This window comes from Jeotgalibacillus soli (genome assembly GCF_000829435.1).
Lineage (GTDB): Bacteria > Bacillota > Bacilli > Bacillales > Jeotgalibacillaceae > Jeotgalibacillus > Jeotgalibacillus soli.
Window position 1 is genome coordinate 583795 of sequence record NZ_JXRP01000018.1, and the last position, 19638, is coordinate 603432.

Below are 19638 nucleotides of genomic sequence, written 5' to 3' on the forward strand. Positions count from 1 at the left end.
AAAATGTGTTGCGCATTATACAAAGGAGTGAAACTATCATGTCAAACGTTATCAATGAAAATAAACGTTCTCAAACAGCTGTTTCAAAATATGAAACATTGAATAAAAGCTATATAAACGGTGAGTGGGTAGAAGGAAAAAGTCAAAGAAGTATTGATATTACGGATCCATATGACCAGTCAGTTATTACGACAGTTAAGCCGGCAAATGTAGACCAAATCAAGCAGGCATTTGAAGCAGCAAAAAAAGCACAAAAGGATTGGGCAAAATCAACATCAAAACAAAGAAAAGAAGTTCTGCAGAAAGTAAAGGAATATATTGAACGGAATAAAGAAGAAATTATCAAAATTATAACTCGTGAATCGGGCGGTACTGCATTAAAAGCGAATTTAGAAATCATCATTACGCTTGATGAATTACAGGAAGCACAAAAAATGGTCAATGAAGTTTATGTGCCAAAAGAATACCCTTCATTCATACCTGGTAAAGTAAATAAGGTGTATCGTTTACCACTTGGAGTTATTACATCCATTACTCCGTTTAATTTTCCAATGAATCTGGGGGCAAGAACGATTTTTCCTGCGATTGCACTTGGGAATAGTGTCGTTCATAAACCAGACCTGCAAACAGGGATTACGGGCGGTCAAATTTACGCAAAAGCGTTTGAAGAAGCAGGTCTGCCAGCAGGTGTATTTAATTCGATTTTAACGGATTTAGAAGAATCAGGAGATGAATTTCTAACAAATCCGAATTCTCCTTTTATCAGCTTCACTGGCTCAACTGCTGTTGGAAGACATATTGGTAAGGTTGCAGGAGAGCACTTAAAGCATCTTGCACTTGAGCTTGGCGGCAATAGTCCTGTTGTAGTACTTAGCGATGCGGATGTGGATCGAGCAGTTAAAGCGGCGGTATACGGCAAATACGTTCATAATGGACAAATCTGCATGAGTACGAACCGTATTATTGTTCAAAGAGACGTGTACAACGAATTTGTTGAAAAATTTGTAGCACAGGTTAAAGGATTAAAAGTTGGTGACCCAAAAAATCCCGAAACAAATATTGGTCCGGTTATTAATGAACGTCAGGCTGATAAAATTGTTGGCTTTATCGAACAAGCGAAAAAAGACGGCTTAACTGTTGCACTTGAAGGAAAACGTGAAGGAAATGTGATACATCCTTATGTGTTTACAGATGTTCCAAATAATTCAACACTTGCTCAAACCGAGATATTCGGTCCCGTTGCACAAATCATTCCTGCTGAAAGTGACGAAGAGGCGATTGAATTTGCCAACGCTACACAATATGGATTATCCTCTGCTATTTTCACAAGCGATCTTGAAAGAGCAGAAAAACTAGCACTTGAAGTTGAAGCGGGCATGACGCATGTAAACGATATAACCGTTCAAGCAGAGGCAAATGTGGCTTTTGGGGGAGTTAAAGCAAGTGGACTCGGACGATTCGGCCATGAATGGATTGCGGAAGAAATGACCATCACGAAATGGATTTCTGTTCAAAAGGGTGCACGTCAATATCCTTTTTAATCACCGATTCCATTAAAATTTTTTAAATCCATTAATAAAAGAACTTCGATATACAAAGGAGGTTTTTAGCGTTGCTGCAATTTTGGTTTGAATATGAAATTCCGTCCATCAATAAGAAGGGGGACTGGAGTTATAATGGTCTAACGGAAGAAGATGCCAGGAAAGGTGTTCAAGAACGAATTGCCGATTTTGAAATGGTTGAAGTAGAAGATGTTTATGTAGGAAATGTAAAAAGAACATCAAACGCTAAAGACAGCTTTTATGAGTGTGAAGGATGCACTTGATTTTCTGAAAATTGTTATAGACGAATTAATGAAAATACCCCTTATCCAGTTTGTATAGGATGAGGGGTATTTTTGAGCTGGTTATGTAGCTTTCGTTTTAAATAAGCTGACAGCCATAGCAATGAATACAATGCCAGTTATTTTATTTAATAGCATTCCAGCTGTCGCGTTATTTCTAATTTTCTTCGTCGTTAATGAAGAAAAGTAAGCAATTGCTAAGCACCATACCCCCGCTGTGAATGTAAATGTAAGCCCCAAAATAATAAAGGGAATAGGACTTGCTGTACCGGGGTTAATAAATTGTGGTAGAAATGCAATAAAAAATAAAGCAACCTTTGGGTTTGTAATATTGGTAATCATTCCTTGAATGAAGATTTTTCTTTTTGTAAATTCAGTAGGGATGGATCTATTTTCTTTTTTCAAAGACTTAGTGATTATCATGTTTAGACCAAGATAAACTAAATATATTGCTCCAATGATTTTAATGGCATTAAATAATAGCACAGAATTCATTAAAATAATTGATAAACCAAACGCAGCTAACAAGGTATGGAAAATAGTACCTGTCGTAATTCCGAGTGCTGAAAAAACACCTGCTTGTCTGCCCTGTGAAATAGTCCTACTCACAATATACATCGTATCAGTACCAGGTGTGAGATTTAGCAGAAGTGCTGTCATTAAGAATAACTCAAAATTAATAATACCAAACAAAGATAACACCTCGATTTATTATTCTGAAAATGATCAGCTCTCTTATAATGTATATCATATTTTTCAAAATTTGTGTATAGCTTAATTCTGTTAGTATAGAAAATTCAATAAAAATCTCAATTATTGAAAATAAGAGTCTAAATGCCTATCAATCTTTATTGCATCCCAACATTTAATAAAGTAAATATCTTTATGAATAAGGATGAGTGAGAATGGCGAAAAGATATCGAGGAAAATCATTAAAAAAGCTACCTTCAAAAGGGAGAGGACAATGCCCGCTATGTGCAAAAAAAAGAATCAAACTATTATATGCACATAAAACAGATTCCAATGTTTTAATCAAGGTATGTAAAAACTGTCGAAATAAATAAAGTATAAAATTGAAATTTTTTTGGAATTAAACGATCCAAAAAGCATATCAATAGATATGAACGCTATTTACAAAATGAAAAAAGATTTAAAAAATATAACCAATAAATAAACCACTAAGCTTCTCACATGGGTAGCTTAGTTTTCTGCTGAGAGAGGGTATAAATATTGATTTATCGAGTAAATGTTGATTAAATAATTGTACCATTTCTTTTTTTTGATGGTTAATTACATGATGTATGGACAATCCTGTAAGATTAATTGATTCCAACGGAAAAACAAGATCAAGGGGGAACTGATGTGGTTAAGATCACAACAAAGGCAATTATTGAACAGTTTAATCTTGAGCTTGTTAGTGGTGAAGAAGGAATCGATCGTCCTGTTACAACGAGCGATATTTCTAGACCAGGTTTAGAAATGGCCGGATATTTTAACTACTATCCTGCTAGACGAATTCAACTAATAGGGCTCTCGGAAATGTCTTTTTTTGAACTCTTGTCTGTAAAAGAACGAAAGGAAAGAATGTTAAAGCTTTGTACACTTACTACACCTGGGTTTATTATATCAAGCAATAATAAGGTTCCCGAAGAGTTAATAGAGGCATCAGAGTATAGCCAGGTCCCCGTAATGAGAACGCCGATGAAAACAACACGTTTTTTGAGCCGTTTAACGAATTATTTAGAAAGCAAACTAGCATTGACAACAGCTATTCATGGAGTGCTAGTGGACATATATGGTGTTGGCGTTCTGATTACGGGAAAAAGCGGGGTAGGCAAAAGTGAAACGGCTCTGGAGCTCGTTAAGAGAGGGCACAGGTTGGTTACAGATGATAGTGTTGAAATTAGGCAAGAAGATGTAAATAACCTTATTGGCAGTTCACCTGAATTGATTGAGCATCTACTCGAAATTCGAGGTCTCGGTATTATTAATGTAATGACTTTATTTGGTGCAGGTGCTGTTCGAAGCAATAAAAAAATTTCCCTTGTCATTGACCTTGAAGTATGGGATCAAAACAAGGATTATGATTTGCTTGGGTTAGATGAATCAAAGATCAAAATCATGGATTCTGAAGTGACAAAGATCACATTACCTGTCCAGCCTGGAAGAAACCTTGCCGTCATTATTGAAGTAGCGGCAATGGATTTTCGCTTGAAGAAAATGGGGATTAATTCAGCTGAACAGTTCGCAAATCGATTGGCAAAGGCAATTATGGACGAACAGAAAGAAGTAAAATAAGTCCGGTAAAAGAACTTACTCCACTAGATGCCGAGATTTTGTAAGAATGATTGAATGTCTTGATGTTGCTCTAATTGTACTACTCTTTCAGGTGGTTGATTGCCGCGATACTGCCAATCATCTACCTCTTTTTTCCAACTTTCAATTGTAATTTCATAAGGTTCATATAGTTTGTCGCTAACCCTTCTAAATCCCACCTTTGCCGTTAATTTATCAAGTGTATCGTTTAGTTTGATCCAATATACCTTCCTTAGCATGATGCACCTCCATATAGAATATAGACATGATGATCTTATGTTTTTACTTAAGCATACGTGTCAGTGAAGAAATCATGCCAGATAGCCATAAATTTTGATTTTTATACTAGTTCCAGAGAAAATAAAAAAACTGCTGACAAAATTCAGCAGTTTTTTTGTGAAATTACGACGAATTGCAATGCTTTTTAAGGAGAAATTCAATTTATAACGAACTAAAAGAAGAAGAGAGCTTATTCTTTTAGTTCGTACGTCTTATATATTGTATTGCTGCTCAATTAGCTCAATAAAAGGTCCAACATATTTAGGATCAAATTGAGTACCAGAGCAAGTTTTCAACTCAACTATCGCTTCTTCAAATGTTTTTGTTTTTTGATACGGTCTTTCCGTTGTCATGGCATCAAAGGAATCAATAATGCATAATATTCGCGCTAGTTTTGGAATATTTTCTCCTTTTAAACCATGTGGGTAGCCCTTTCCGTCATAACGTTCATGATGCAGCTCGACGAGGGGGATGGTCTCTTCTAACTGCTTATTGGCTGATATAATATCTTTTCCCCAAGTTACATGTTTTTTCATCATTTCCCATTCATGCGGATCAAGCCTCGTCTTCTTATTAATGATGTGCCTTGGAATTTCCAACTTCCCAATATCATGAATGAGTGCACCGAGGGTCATAATTCTTCTTTCATGATCGCTTAATTCTAGTTTTCTAGCAAAATCAACGGCATATTGAAACACTCGCTTGCTGTGGCGATATGTATAGATATCTTTAGATAAAAAGATTTTTAATTGCTGTTCCGCTGATTCGAGCTCTTTATTATATGTAAGAGGACCTTTTAAACTATTTTTAGTATGCTCCTCACTAAAGATTTGAACTAAATTTTTCCCTTGTGCCTTTGAGTGATACATCGCTTGGTCTGCTTTTTTTAACAATTCAGATGAGTTATAGGTGCCTTTATCACTTTCTACGATACCAGCTGAAAAGGATAAACATCCGTAAGGAAGTGCTTCTACACCTTCAAAGTAGGTGTCATTAACTTTTTTACGAAGTTCATTTATAAAACGCATCGCTTCTCTACTGGTAGTATTAGGCATAATGATTGAAAATTCTTCTCCGCCGTACCTGGCAGCAACATGATTTCTCGCCTTTGACTCTGTTTCTAGAAGGCATCCGAATTTTTTAAGCAAATGATCGCCGTGTATATGACCAAACAAATCATTGTATTTCTTAAAATCATCAAGATCCAGAAGAGCTACACACAACGGCACACCGCTTTCTTTAGCAGCAGTAACTTCTTTTTCCAAAATCTCTTTAAAGTACCCATGGTTATTTAAACCTGTAAGAAAATCTTTATTGGCTTTTTTTGAAATATCCATAAACAACTGGAAATGCTGGTTAAACGCAATTGATAATAGCAGGGCAATACATACAAATAAGAAGAGACCAAAAATACCTTCTTCTTGAATTAAGACTCCTGTTACCAATGAGAGTAATAGTGTAGAGGTATAGCTGATTAACAAGGTTTTATCTTTATAAATTCCTTTAAATACTGATACTAAATCCTCGGAATGAGAAAGGATAAAATACATGCCTATTAAGACTGAATTTATCGCAAAGTATAGGCTTAACGATAAAAAATAAGGCAATAAATTTTCTGAATTAATTGTGCCAATTTCACCCCCAGAAAATATAAAAAGAAAATAACATGAAATGATCATGATGCTATAAATAGAAAAATTGAAAAAATGTTTCCAACGGGTAATTTTCCATTGATAAAGAGCATAAATAATCGAAGTGAAAAATAACACATTCAACGTTAATTCAAGGCCGAATACATATAAACTTGCCAAATATATAGCAGAATCCATTGAAAGAGCATTTTTTTCAGGCGGTATTTGAAATGTATAATGAGTTAAGAGTAAGACAGATCCGATCATTGCATAAGTCATCACAGTTTCAGAAGCTGAATGGAAATCGAATTTGTGGAATAAAACGAACGTCATACATCCTATAAGAGAAACTGTTATCAAATAAATATTTGATGATATTTTCAACGCATTCATTTTTATCACTCGCAATTTATATATAGTAGAAGGGAGAAGCTAGTAGACTCCATGCTTCTCCCTTAATCATTTAGCCTATAAGCTTCATTCCAGATGTCAATGCTACGATTAGTGATCCAATAATAATTGTGTTAAATAAGATGCCTTTTAGTTTTGTCATTTTGCTTCACCTCCTTTTAATTGAATAGAGGCAGCCTCGGTTTTTTTTTCTTTAATATGATGAAGCATTAAATATTGGATGAAAACAAACACCCCGATATTCATGATCACATCACCAATACTAACGATTTGAGAACGAGGATACGGATCGGTTAAGGGAATTATATCTCCAAGAAATCCTAGTCTAGTTGCTTCAGTTAATATCGCATGCTTTGCATACAAATCCTCTTTAAGTACATCTAAATAGTTTGGATCCAATAATGCGCCAGCTTCTAATGAAACCGGCATTCTTCCACCATTCACGGCTATAACTAAAAAGTTAAGAAATACGCCTATAGAAATGAGTACGAATCCTTTATGGTGGCGGTTAATAAATAAAAAGTAGAGACCCACAATATAGACAGAAATATATAAGTAACCACTTGCATTGGCAAGCCACTCGTAGTCATTTTGGAAAAGGAAAATGAAAATTTGAAAAATTAATAGAAGTGGAAAGACCCAGCCATGCTTTAATTTAAGCTGCGCAAGTCCTTTTAAATTTCCTTTTCGTATAAACCCTACAATAAATGATAACAGTATTCCATCAAAAACCATCTTATCTACCGCCTAATTAAATTTGAATTGCTAGGTTTTAGTATAATTAATAGTTTTATTACATAAATTTAATTTTAAAGGATAATTATTCCTTTCTTCCTATGTTTTATTTTAGTGCAGTTCACATCCTAAATCAATCATTTTTTAAGCATTTACTGAACAAAAAAGCTTATAAAAGATTTAGGAAGAAAGGCATAATAATAATATAAAAGGGTTTAAAGCGTATCATAAATGAAGATTTTTGCTCTAATATATGAGCGGTGATTATTAACCTAAAAAATAGTTGGTGTGAATATTTATTAATTTCCCCTTCTGTTTAAATATTTTTTGCTTCCTATGTATTATGTTAATGTGTAAAATTTGAGCAAAGTATTATAGGATTAATATGTATAAAGAAACTTGAAGATTTTTGATTTAATCTCTACCATAATGGATTGTATTTTCATCGCTTTACAGCATATTAAGCTTGCAAGGAGGAAATTACAATGGAAAATAGTCAGTCTGCAGGTCCATCAGGAATTGAAATAGGTTTATATACATTTGGTGATCTATCATCTGATCCCCTAACAGGAATAGGAACTAATACGCAAAAACGTTTGCAGGAAATCATATCAATGGCTAAGCTTGCTGACGAGGCAGGCTTAGATGTTTTTGGTGTTGGGGAGCATCACCGATTAGATTACGCTGTGTCAGCAACACCTATAGTGTTATCAGCAATTGCACAACATACAAAAAACATTCGATTAACGAGTGCGACAACAGTCCTAAGTACGGTGGATCCTGTCCGATTGTTTGAAGATTATGCAACGCTTGATATTCTGTCAAACGGTCGTGCGGAAATTATCGCTGGCCGTGGAGCATTTATTGAATCCTTTCCGCTGTTTGGATATGATCTAAACGATTATGATAAGCTTTTCGGTGAAAATATTGAGCTGTTTTTACAATTGAATAAAAATGAGAAAATTTCATGGCAAGGTACATTTCGATCAAGATTAAACGAGGCAGAGATTGCGCCCCGACCGACTCAAAAAGAGCTTCCGATATGGGTGGGTGTCGGCGGAACGCCGGAGAGTGCCGCTCGTGCTGGCAGACTCGGTACCGGAATAGCCCTGGCGATTCTAGGGGGACCTCCTGCACGTTTTAAACCACTGGTTGACATTTATCGTAAAGCGGCTCTCAATGCAGGACATCATCTTGCAAATCTCAAAGTGGCTGTCACGGGACATGGTTACTTCGCAAGGACATTCGAGCAAGCTAAGGACGAGTTCTTTCCTTATTACTCAAATTACTGGAAATATATCAATGCTCAGCGCGGAATGGGTTCTAGGATGTCTCGAGATGATTTTGAACAAATGGCAAGTCCTGAAACAGGTTTATTTGTTGGCAGCTCACAACAAATAATTGAAAAAATTCTCCACCAGCACGAGTTATTTGGTCATCAGCGCTTTATGGCGCAGGTTGATATAGGCGGCTTGCCGTTAAAAAAAATAATCGAAAGTATTGAGCGCTTAGCCACAGAAATTGCTCCTGTTGTACGTCGTGCGACGAATAAGTGATATAGGGAAAGAAAAATCCTATATTAAAAGGGCTTTTTTTTTCATATAATCAACCATTCTATTTATATCCAGCGTGATTGTCAGATAATCGACATGAAACCAACTAATTGACTTCAAATTAAGTTACAAGCTATAATAAAATTCTTATTAAAAACTGTCGAAATATGACGATAAAACAGATAATAAGATTGTTTATTGGGCATGGATGATTTTTGCATTTTCTGACAAATTTGATAAGGTAGTCTCGATAGATATATATTACTACTATATTAATTGACGGTTACTACAATCTTTTATAAAGGGGCAATAACCATGTTAACATTTAAGTATTACTCATTAACTGAAATGGAAAGATTTGAGAAAGAACGAGTAGTATTAAGTTCAGCAGCTAATTTAACGGAAGAAAAAGTCATGGCCATGGATGATCGAGAGCTAATCAGTTTATATGAAGAATGCCTAAACGAAACGGCTACCGTTTAATTCCTAAATAAAGTAGTTGGATTGTTTTTATAAACCCCCAAATTTTTGAGGGTTTTTCTTTTTGAAATTATTTAAACATAAAAAAAGTTACCAATAAAAGTACTCGTGATTGAATGTACTTTTAAAAGTGATTTTTAAGTAGTATTGAAATCTTTTAGGATATATATATAAAAATTTTGTTAATAACCAATAGTATTTATTTCTTGTTTTCTACGCAGTATGCTCGTTCATTGATACTTTTTTAAAAATTGTATAGTTGGAATTGGAAATTTTATTATATGAAAAAAGCTTTAGTGCTTTATGAAAGGAATATATAGATGTTCATGAATGAGTGGTTTTCACAGTGGCAAACTGCCTTGCAAGCGGAAATAACTGCTGTTAAATCAAGATCCAATCACGGTATAAGACTTCAGCAAGGGCGCATAGTATTTAGTCAAAATGGTCAAACGATTGCTCAGTATTCAATTGACCATAATAATAAGCTTCCAGAAGGGGTGCCGATCACGCTCCACTGTACAGCACATATCCGAGGAACATTACTATCCGTTACGAATATGAACGTCATTCTGGACCTTGACGGTGAACTCGAGGAGATAGATGAACGGGCACTTATGACCCTTGAACCATGGAGGCTCTTAGAAAAACTAGGAGATACACTGGTAGAAGCGGAAGAGGATACGCACAAACGTCAGCGTATTATAAGAACGATTATACCGAATCAACCTGATTTTCATCCAGCGGATAAAACGACATCGACTCTCCATGAACTTTTTTTAAGATCTCTATACAATCACGCCACCTATCTTTGGGGTCCGCCTGGTACTGGTAAAACATATACACTAGCTCGTCTTGCGGCTGCATTATATTTAAAGGGCAAAAAAGTGCTTCTATTGTCCCACAGTAATGCTGCTATTGATGTACTTATGTTAGAATTAGCTGAATTTTTAGAGGGAAAAGGCAAGTGGACTGAAGAAGGAATTATTCGCTACGGATTTGCTGCTAATCCAAGTCTTGGTAAAATAAATGGACTTTTACCTGAAGATCAGCTCATCATGAACTATCCTGATCTTGCTGAAAAGATACAAAAAGGAACCTCAAGAAGAAAGCGCCTTACTGGACGTTTGGGAAAACGAGGTAAAAGTGACGATCTAGGGAAATTAAATCAACTTGAAGAAAAAATGGCACTGCTAAAAATGAAATGGAATGAAAAAGAGCGGGAACTTGTAGCAGCATCCAATGTGATTGGTACTACACTTACAAAAGCTATGCTGGATCAAACTATTCATAAGCTTGACGTAGATGTGGTCATCATCGACGAAGCGAGCATGGCTTATGTACCTCAAATTGCATTTGCTGCAACCCTTGGTCAGCACACTGTAGTGTGTGGAGACTTTAAGCAACTTCCGGCTGTTACTACTTCGTTTCATCCGTTAGTAAAGAAATGGATGGCGCAGGATGTTTTCCATCATGCTGGGATCGTTAGCAGTGTAAATAGTCATAAATCTCATCAGCATCTCGTTATTTTAAACGAACAGCGCCGGATGCATCCAGCGATTTCATCCTTTACAAATCAATTTATATACGATGGATATGTGCGTGATCATCATTCGGTATTAAAGGAACGAGAAGCAATTGCTGCTTATTCGCCTTTTCCAGGTGATGCTATAAAAATGATTAATACGCGTGGGCTCGGCATGTCAACTTTGCAAGAATCTAACGGTTCGCGCTTTCACATTCTTTCAAGTCTTATCAGCATTACCTTTATGCTTCAAGCAGCAAAATCAGGAGCAAAATCAATTGGTTATATCACCCCATATCGAGCGCAAGCAAAATGGATGGAAGGAATGTTAGCTATTTTTTGGGAGGATGAGAATTGCAGTGTCGAGTCTGCAACAATTCATCGATTTCAGGGTTCAGAGAGTGATATTATATTATTTGATACTGTGGATCACGATTGTATGCCAGGACGGTTATTTAGCGGGGCGAATCATAGAGGGCTTGTGAACGTTGCGGTTACACGTGCTAGAGGAAAATTTATTCATCTACAAAATGAAGAGGTGTTTAGTCGTCATTTAACCACTTCAAATGCTATGGTACAGCTCCAAAATCACAGTGCAAACTTAGGAGCTATTGCTTCATTGAACAGACTTTCCCATGAACTTGGTAGAAAAGCTCATAAGCAAATAAGTTGGCATACAGGTCCAGTTCCGGAACGTTTGATTAAGGATCTGACTTTAGCCAAAGGCAGTATTAAACTTTATATGCCTAAAAATATTCTTCTTCATCCTTCTATTATCACATCACTTAGATCTGTTATGAAGATACCAATAAAGCTGTATGGCTTAGGATCAATAGCCGGTCTAGAAGGAAATGTAATCGAGGCAAACCTTCAAAAACCATGTACTTTTCCATTATTAATTATAGACGATCAGGCTACTTGGATTAACCTCCCATATGCTCGTAGTGACACTTCAAACGCAACCATTGCTCGTGTTTTGTCAAAGCAGTTTAAAAAGCGTCTCATCAGACAACTGGAATGGACGTAAAACAATCATCTGTGTAGCGGCGGATGATTGTTTTTTTTTTAGAAAATCTTTTATAGAACAATATAGTAGAATTTATTTCATTATTTTACTGATTAAATTTATTCTTTAGTAAAAAATTTGAATTGGAAGGATACATAGTTAAAGAAGGAAAAACTGACATTGATTGCTTACTACTATTGTATTTTTTTAATCTTAAAAAGAAAACTGCGACAGTATATGGTAATGGTTACAGGTTTTTAATGACTATATGAGTGAAAAAGAGAACTAAAATAGGTAAAAAGACCCGTTTTAAAACCCTGTAAAGTGATAGAATAAAATAACTATATAGAAAGGTCGGGTGCTTGCTCGTGAAAAATTTATTTTCGAATTACAGGACAAAAACAACAAAATCTACACAAGTACAGAATCCTACCCGTGCAGTTATAGAGCAAGAAAGCAACGAGTTACATAATATGTTTGCCCACTATCCAGATACAGTAGTATTTATAAACATAAAGGGAGATATCCTTTATGCAAATGAAGCAGCTTCAATGCATTTTGGCTATAAACCTGATGAAATTAAAGGAAATTATAGAAATTTTATACAAAGAACAGAAAAGAAAAAACAGAAGTTTCACATTGAAGATGTTATAAGTCGTTCTTCTAACCTTGATACGAAATGTAAACACAAAAATGGTAAGTGGGTTGATGTCAATGCCACGATTTTTCCATATAAAAATGATCAAACTATTATTGGGGTTTACGCAATCATTCGTGACATCACTAGACAAAAAAAGATGGATCAAAAAATGGCTAAATTGGAAAAAATGCTAGAAGTTTCACAGCAATCGGGCGGAATAGGTTCATGGGAATATTCATTAACCACAAATGAGATCATTTGGTCAAATCAAATGTATGAATTGTTTGGTCTGGTAAAAACCACTAACAATACACTTAAGATAGAAGATTTTATTGGCCTGGTCCATGTAGATGACCGTTCACAAATGGTAAAAGCTTTTTCTGAATCAGCTATTCGTAATGGAACAAAGGAGGTACGATATCGTATTGTATTACCAGATGGAATGATTCGATATGTTCAAGAAAGGTCGAGTTATTTCGAAGATCCTCAAAATAAGAAAAAAATAATTATTGGAACCACTTTGGACATTACAGATCGTATCCAAGCTGAAACAGTAGCAAAAATCCATAAAGAAGAATCAACTCAGCTTTGCCTTCATCTTAATGTGGCGATGTGGACGTATGAAATAGCTGAAAAAAGATTTATTTCGTATTCCGATCGGATTTTTAACATTACCGGCTATGATCCTAATCGTTTTGTGTCAGGAGAGTTCGATTGGGCTGACTACGTTCATAAAGACGACCGGGATATATACGAGAAGCATAAAGAGGTTATTGAAGGCGGGCATTCATCTGAACAACAGTATCGTTTTATTCGTGAAGACGGAAAACTAATATGGCTTAGGGATCAAATGATTCCTGTACTGAACGAAGACAGATCCATAAAAAAGATCGTAGGTGTCATCACTGATATAACAGAAAATCAGATGCTTCAAGATCAGGTTGAGAACCTAGCTTATTTTGACCGCGTAACAATGCTGCCAAACCGATCTTCATTAGAGTCTGCAATTGATCGTTTCATTGATGAATCAAGTCCAGCTCAACCGATTTTCGGATTATTCCAGCTTGAAATCAATCGTTTTACTTCGATTGTGGAAACACTTGGAAATCGGGTGTGTGATGACCTGCTTTCTCAAGCTGCTGAGCGTTTACGTGCATTAGGACATGTGAATGTATTTGTGTCCAAATATGGTGAAAAAAGTTTTATCCTATTAAATCGTGATATTTCATCTGTTGAGCAGTCCAAAGAGTTTGCTGAACAGATGCTGGAATGCTTTACAAATGCATTCAAAATTGACGAATATGAGCTATTCTCATCAGCAACCATCGGGGCAAGCACTTACCCAATGGATGGTGAAACGAAAGAGGAGCTTTTAAGAAATGCACAGATCGCTCTTTCAAGAGGAAAGGATGGCGGACAATCCTTCCAAATATTCACAAATAACTTAAATGCAGCCGCCTATAAAGCTTATACACTGGAACAAGATATGAGAAAAGCACTGCAAGATAAAGAATTTGAAGTATACTACCAGCCAAGGATTGATATTAAAACGAATCAAATAGTCGGAGCAGAAGCGCTCATTCGCTGGCAGCATCCACTTTGGGGAACGGTTGCTCCTTCCGAATTTATTCCCATTGCAGAAGAAACCGGATTAATTATGGAACTCGGGGACTGGGTACTCCATACGGTATGCCGTCAAATTCAACAATGGAAAAATGAACGTATTTCTATAGTGCCCATTGCCATAAACGTATCACCACAGAGATTTTTGCGCAGTAACTTTACTGGTTATATACTGAAAACACTTGCTTCTTATAATTTAAAACCATCATCTATAGAAATAGAAATTACTGAAAGTTCTCTGATTACAGATATTGATTCAGTCCTCGTTATTCTTCAGGATCTGCGTAAAGCAGGAATTCGTATAGCGCTAGACGATTTTGGTACAGGTTATTCTTCACTGACGCATTTAAAGGATTTACCGGTAGATTTTCTTAAAATTGATCAATCGTTTATACAGGATATAGAGACTGATGAAAAAAAAGCAGTGATCACCAATTCAATTATTCAAATATGCAAGCAGATCGATATTGAAGTAGTTGCTGAAGGAGTTGAGACGACCGATCAATTAGATGTATTAGTTCATCAAAAGTGTCGTTATATTCAGGGCTATCTGTTTTGCAAACCAATACCGGAAAACGAGTTTAAAGAATTAATGTCCTTTGGCTTCGTTCAACTGCAAAAAACAAGAATAGCTCCTAAAAGAGATGAAAAACGTTCTTTTTATCGTCTTATTTTTCCAAAGCCACTTATTGCAAATATGTCTATTGATCAAATTAAAGGGAAAAAGACATCTATGGGAGGATTGCGCGTTGTCCTTGAAGATCTATCTGCAGGAGGACTTCGTTTTTCTGCAACCCTACATCTGCCAGTTCGAGATGACGTCATTATTTCATGTAAATGGACTATTTTGAATCAAACATTTACAATGCTGGGAAGAATTGTACGAAGCACCGAAGAATCAACTTATTATAGCTATGGAGTCGAATTCCTGCCGGGTCAGCCAGAAAATGAAAACCTAATTAAATGGATAAATAAAGCTACTCTGCTTGTTCGAAATGAACAGCCGCTCATTAACACCCCAATGATCGATAGTTCGATCCATCAATTTCTAAAAGAGGTTAAGGTGTCTGGTACGTAACAAGGAGTGTTAGGGGATTTTTCTATATTTAATGTTGTCATTCGATTTCTGTCATGGTGCTAGTTTAGGAAGAAGATGAATTGTACTTCTATTTATAATTGAGGTTAATCGCTTAAGCGGTTAGCCTTTTTTGATTTATTTTCAATGAGTAAAGGACGTTGATTCGAAACTTTATATACTACCCAGTTGTAACTCATTGGGTTTATTTCTAGTTTATTGGGTGAAAAATAATAAGCAGAACAAAAATTGTTATAGAATTTTCTTGTATTAGTTATTTTCTATATAGGAATCATAGAATATTTATCTGTAATAAAATTGGGAGCTTCATATAGAAATGTTTCCGTTAAACAATAGATTTTTGATAACGTTATCAAACACAAATTGCTCATTTCGATTTATAACCTAACAAAAATAACCGAGAATGTTTATTGTGTCAATTTTTTATTTCATGGTACCTATGTTTAATCTGAAAATGTTTATTTTGATGGCTCTATTAATTTTGCCTGTTGATTTCCGCTTCAGGCGTTCGCTTTCCGCGGGCGGTCCGACGCAACTTGTCGCTTTGTACCTGTGGAGTCTCCCTTTGACTCGTTTTTCCAAGCAGGAGTCTCACTTATACGCTCCAAACAACAAAATGCCAAAATTAATAATCATCTTATACATAGTCATTTTGTTAAAAGAAACAGAACACAGAAATGTTCCCTTTGAAAATGTATATTATTTTTTTAGAATAGTAAAGAAATCAAAATTAAGCTCGTTGTATAATTGAGAATGATTCTTAATTCGCTGTTTTCGAGTAAATAATAATCGTAAACCCGAAATATGATAAGTATAACTTATCATTGAACATAACTTTATTGATATTTACTTATGTTGAATATTGTATTAAGATGGAATTGTGCGAAAAGTTTAATACATAATTAGTTAGCTTTTCTAAGTCACAAGTTCGATCAATGAAGGGGGAACAAAGATGGCCAACCAAGATTTTTTTCAAGCAAAGAAATCTTTTGAGCTTGAAGGTAAACGCTATCATTACTACGAATTAAAAGCCCTTGAAGAAAAGGGACTAACAAAAATCTCAAAGCTTCCATACTCAATACGTGTGCTGCTGGAATCTGTGCTGCGTCAATATGACGGTCGTGTGATTACAGAAGACCACGTGAAAAATCTTGCGAATTGGGGATCTAAAGATGTAAAGGATGCAGAAGTACCATTTAAGCCATCCCGCGTCATCCTGCAGGATTTCACTGGTGTACCTGCAGTAGTAGATCTAGCTTCACTACGCAAAGCGATGGCAGATATGGGTGGCAACCCTGATAAGATTAATCCTGAAATTCCAGTTGACCTTGTTATCGATCACTCTGTACAAGTAGATAAATATGGAACAGCGGATTCTCTTCGCGTAAATATGGAGTTGGAATTCGAACGTAATGCTGAGCGTTATCAGTTCTTAAGCTGGGCCCAAAAAGCAGTAGACAACTATCGTGCAGTACCTCCAGCGACTGGAATTGTTCACCAGGTTAACCTTGAGTACCTTGCAAACGTTGTGCATGCGGTTGAAAATGAGGCTGGTGAAACGGAAACATTCCCGGATACACTTGTTGGAACTGATTCCCACACTACCATGATTAATGGTATTGGTGTTTTAGGCTGGGGTGTTGGAGGAATTGAAGCAGAAGCAGGAATGCTTGGACAGCCTTCTTATTTCCCAATTCCTGAAGTAATTGGTGTTCGTTTAACAAGTGAGCTTCCAAATGGAACAACAGCAACTGACCTTGCACTTAAAGTGACACAAGTATTGCGTCAAAAAGGTGTAGTTGGTAAATTTGTCGAGTTCTTTGGAGAAGGAGTTTCAACGCTTCCGCTTGCAGACCGTGCAACAATTGCCAATATGGCACCTGAATATGGTGCAACATGCGGATTTTTCCCGGTTGACGATGAATCTCTGGATTATATGAGATTAACTGGCCGTAAAGAAGAAGCGATTAACATAGTCGAAGCTTACTTAAAACATAACGACATGTTCTTCACACCGAAAAACGAAGATCCAACCTATACAGATGTGGTAGAACTAGATTTATCTACTATTGAACCAAATTTATCTGGGCCTAAGCGTCCTCAGGATTTAATTCCTCTTTCTCAAATGAAGGATTCTTTCCACAAAACGCTAACAGCTCCAGAAGGAGTTCAAGGCTTTGGACTTGAAGTAACGGAAGTAAATAAGGAAGCAGTCATTGAATTTGAAAATGGTGACAGCGTTCCAATGAAAACCGGTGCAATTGCTATTGCTGCGATTACAAGCTGTACAAACACATCAAATCCTTATGTTATGCTTGGCGCAGGACTTGTTGCACAAAAAGCGGTCGAACTTGGTATGAAAGTACCTGCCTACGTTAAAACATCACTTGCACCTGGATCAAAGGTAGTTTCTGGATACCTTCGTGATGCAGATCTATTAGAGCCATTGGCAACACTTGGATTTGATCTTGTTGGATACGGATGTACTACATGTATAGGTAACTCCGGTCCATTGCTGCCTGAAATTGAAAAGACAATATCAGAAAGTGATCTGTTAGTATCTTCCGTTCTTTCAGGAAATCGTAATTTTGAAGGACGCATCCATCCGTTAGTGCGTGCAAACTACTTGGCTTCTCCACCACTTGTTGTAGCGTATGCACTGGCAGGAACGGTTGATATCGATCTTCAAAGCGATCCGATTGGTAAAGATAAAAACGGTAATGATGTGTTCTTCAAAGACATCTGGCCAACTACAGAAGAGGTTAAGGCAGCAGTTAAGAGTACTGTGACACCTGAGCTGTTCCGAGAAGAATATGAGCGTGTGTTTGATGACAACGAGCGTTGGAATGCGATTCAAACGAGTGATGAACCGTTGTATTCATTCTCTGACGATTCTACGTATATCCAAAACCCTCCATTCTTTGAAGGTTTAACACCAAAACCTGCGGATATTCAATCACTGCAAGGCCTTCGTATAGTTGGCAGATTTGGTGATTCAGTTACAACTGATCATATTTCTCCGGCAGGAGCAATTGGAAAAGATACGCCTGCAGGCCGCTATCTGCGTGAAAATAACGTAGAAATTCGTGATTTCAACTCATACGGTTCACGACGTGGTAATCATGAAGTAATGATGCGCGGAACGTTTGCGAATATTCGAATCCGTAACCAAATTGCACCAGGAACAGAAGGTGGTTATACTACTTACTGGCCAACTGGAGAAGTATTGTCCATTTATGATGCTTGTATGAAGTATCAAGCTGATGATACAGGTCTTGTTGTTCTTGCAGGTAAGGATTATGGAATGGGATCTTCTCGTGACTGGGCTGCAAAAGGCACGAATCTTCTTGGGATTAAAACAGTAATTGCTGAAAGTTATGAGCGAATTCACCGTTCAAACCTTGTTATGATGGGCGTATTGCCTTTACAGTTCAAAAAAGGCGATAATGCTGAAACACTAGGTCTTACAGGAAAAGAAACAATTAGTGTAAATATTGCTGAAGGTGTTAAACCTCGTGATATATTGACTGTTACTGCTACTGACGAAAATGGTCATACGAAAGAATTTGATGTGCTTGCACGTTTTGATTCTGATGTAGAGGTTGATTACTATCGTCATGGTGGAATTCTGCGTATGGTATTACGTGATAAGCTAACTGTATAATGTTTTATGGTCGTCTAACCCTAAACCCTGCTCTGATTTCTCAGAGTAGGGTTTTTGTATGGATATTAAAACTTTTAAATATAGTCCTTTTATCAAAAGTATGAAAATTCGAAAAACGACACATACTAAAGAATGGAGGTGAAAACATATGCGAAACAAAGGAAAAACCTTTCAAGAGCTTGTAGCAGAAAATCGTGTAACCATCTTAAAAGATCAGGTGACAATGAATAGAATTGAAGAAAAATTAGAAAAACGCTGGGCCGGGCAACAACAAAATAAATAATTGAGAGCATTCTGTCAAGATGTGACAGAATGCTCTCAATTTTCATAAGGATAAGAGTAAAAGCTTACAGGTGTGTATGTGCTTCTACTTATGGTAAACTGGAAAAAAGAACCGAAAGGATGAAGGATTAGACATGATGATTGCTGAAATACCTGTACAAGTTCGCTATGCAGAAACGGATCAAATGGGGGTTGTTTACCATGCAAATTATTTAATTTGGATGGAAATCGGGCGTACCTCATTAATTGAATCTTTAGGATTCCGTTATACAGAAATGGAAGATCAGGGGATTCTGGCACCTGTAATGGATATACAAGTTTCTTATAAAAATGCTGTTCGTTATGGTGAAACCATTACGGTAAAAACGTGGATGGATTTTTACGATGGCTTGCGAACCAATTATGGCTATGAAATCGTCAAAGAGGATTGTACGATTGCTGCTACGGGTTTATCAAAGCATGTTTGTGTTAAAAAAGATACGTTTCGCCCAATTTCAGTTCGAAAATATTTTCCTGCATGGCATGAAGCTTGTGAGAAAAATAAAAAACAGATGTGA

The 19638-nt window shown here is 36.4% G+C and carries 14 protein-coding genes; 10 read left to right on the top strand and 4 right to left on the bottom strand.

All coding sequences use genetic code 11. The features are described 5' to 3' along the window. The first annotated feature begins 38 nt into the window (after nt 1-38). Nucleotides 39-1541, top strand: coding sequence for an aldehyde dehydrogenase family protein (locus KP78_RS13235; RefSeq protein ID WP_052474814.1), 1503 nt, complete (start codon nt 39-41; stop codon nt 1539-1541). A gap of 71 nt (nt 1542-1612) precedes the next feature. Further along, entirely contained in the window at nt 1613-1825 is a 213-nt protein-coding gene (locus KP78_RS13240) for a hypothetical protein (RefSeq protein ID WP_041089611.1), read from the top strand. An 81-nt stretch (nt 1826-1906) separates the two neighbouring features. On the opposite strand, the gene KP78_RS13245 is transcribed toward KP78_RS13240, so the two are convergent. Beyond that, nucleotides 1907-2536 carry a LysE family translocator gene (locus tag KP78_RS13245; protein WP_041089613.1) on the bottom strand — a complete coding sequence of 210 codons (630 nt, stop codon included), beginning with the start codon at nt 2534-2536 and terminating at the stop codon, nt 1907-1909. A 669-nt stretch (nt 2537-3205) separates the two neighbouring features. Between KP78_RS13245 and hprK the strand changes: the two genes are divergently transcribed. After that, complete coding sequence (gene hprK / locus KP78_RS13250) at nt 3206-4141, top strand: HPr(Ser) kinase/phosphatase (RefSeq protein WP_041089615.1); 936 nt, start codon at nt 3206-3208, stop codon at nt 4139-4141. Between the two features lie 23 nt (nt 4142-4164). Here the strand turns inward: hprK and KP78_RS13255 are convergent, their stop codons facing one another. The 3 genes from KP78_RS13255 to KP78_RS13265 all read right to left on the bottom strand — a co-directional run bounded on the left by KP78_RS13255 (nt 4165) and on the right by KP78_RS13265 (nt 7215). Beyond that, entirely contained in the window at nt 4165-4398 is a 234-nt protein-coding gene (locus tag KP78_RS13255; RefSeq protein ID WP_041089617.1) for a hypothetical protein, read from the bottom strand. Between the two features lie 252 nt (nt 4399-4650). After that, nucleotides 4651-6462 (bottom strand): diguanylate cyclase, encoded by a 1812-nt coding sequence (locus tag KP78_RS13260; protein ID WP_041089620.1) that lies wholly within the window; start codon nt 6460-6462, stop codon nt 4651-4653. Between the two features lie 156 nt (nt 6463-6618). Continuing rightward, nucleotides 6619-7215, bottom strand: a complete 597-nt coding sequence (locus KP78_RS13265) for a DUF5317 domain-containing protein (protein WP_041089622.1) — start codon at nt 7213-7215, stop codon at nt 6619-6621. 485 nt (nt 7216-7700) lie between these two features. Between KP78_RS13265 and KP78_RS13270 the strand changes: the two genes are divergently transcribed. The 7 genes from KP78_RS13270 (at nt 7701) to KP78_RS13290 (ending at nt 19638) form a co-directional block, all read left to right on the top strand. Beyond that, entirely contained in the window at nt 7701-8771 is a 1071-nt protein-coding gene (locus KP78_RS13270) for an LLM class flavin-dependent oxidoreductase (protein WP_041089624.1), read from the top strand. A 312-nt stretch (nt 8772-9083) separates the two neighbouring features. Further along, a complete protein-coding gene (locus KP78_RS20325; RefSeq protein ID WP_162835599.1) occupies nt 9084-9251 on the top strand; it encodes a hypothetical protein in 168 nt (55 codons plus the stop codon). Between the two features lie 317 nt (nt 9252-9568). Continuing rightward, a complete protein-coding gene (locus tag KP78_RS13275; RefSeq protein WP_052474815.1) occupies nt 9569-11797 on the top strand; it encodes a DEAD/DEAH box helicase in 2229 nt (742 codons plus the stop codon). Between the two features lie 347 nt (nt 11798-12144). Next, nucleotides 12145-15117 carry an EAL domain-containing protein gene (locus KP78_RS13280; protein ID WP_041089627.1) on the top strand — a complete coding sequence of 991 codons (2973 nt, stop codon included), beginning with the start codon at nt 12145-12147 and terminating at the stop codon, nt 15115-15117. A 970-nt stretch (nt 15118-16087) separates the two neighbouring features. Further along, on the top strand, nt 16088-18799 hold the full coding sequence (gene acnA / locus KP78_RS13285; protein WP_041089629.1) for an aconitate hydratase AcnA: 2712 nt from the start codon (nt 16088-16090) through the stop codon (nt 18797-18799). Nucleotides 18800-18947: 148 nt separating this feature from the next. Beyond that, on the top strand, nt 18948-19082 hold the full coding sequence (locus tag KP78_RS19310) for an FbpB family small basic protein (protein ID WP_084220059.1): 135 nt from the start codon (nt 18948-18950) through the stop codon (nt 19080-19082). 133 nt (nt 19083-19215) lie between these two features. Next, nucleotides 19216-19638 (top strand): acyl-CoA thioesterase, encoded by a 423-nt coding sequence (locus KP78_RS13290; RefSeq protein WP_041089631.1) that lies wholly within the window; start codon nt 19216-19218, stop codon nt 19636-19638.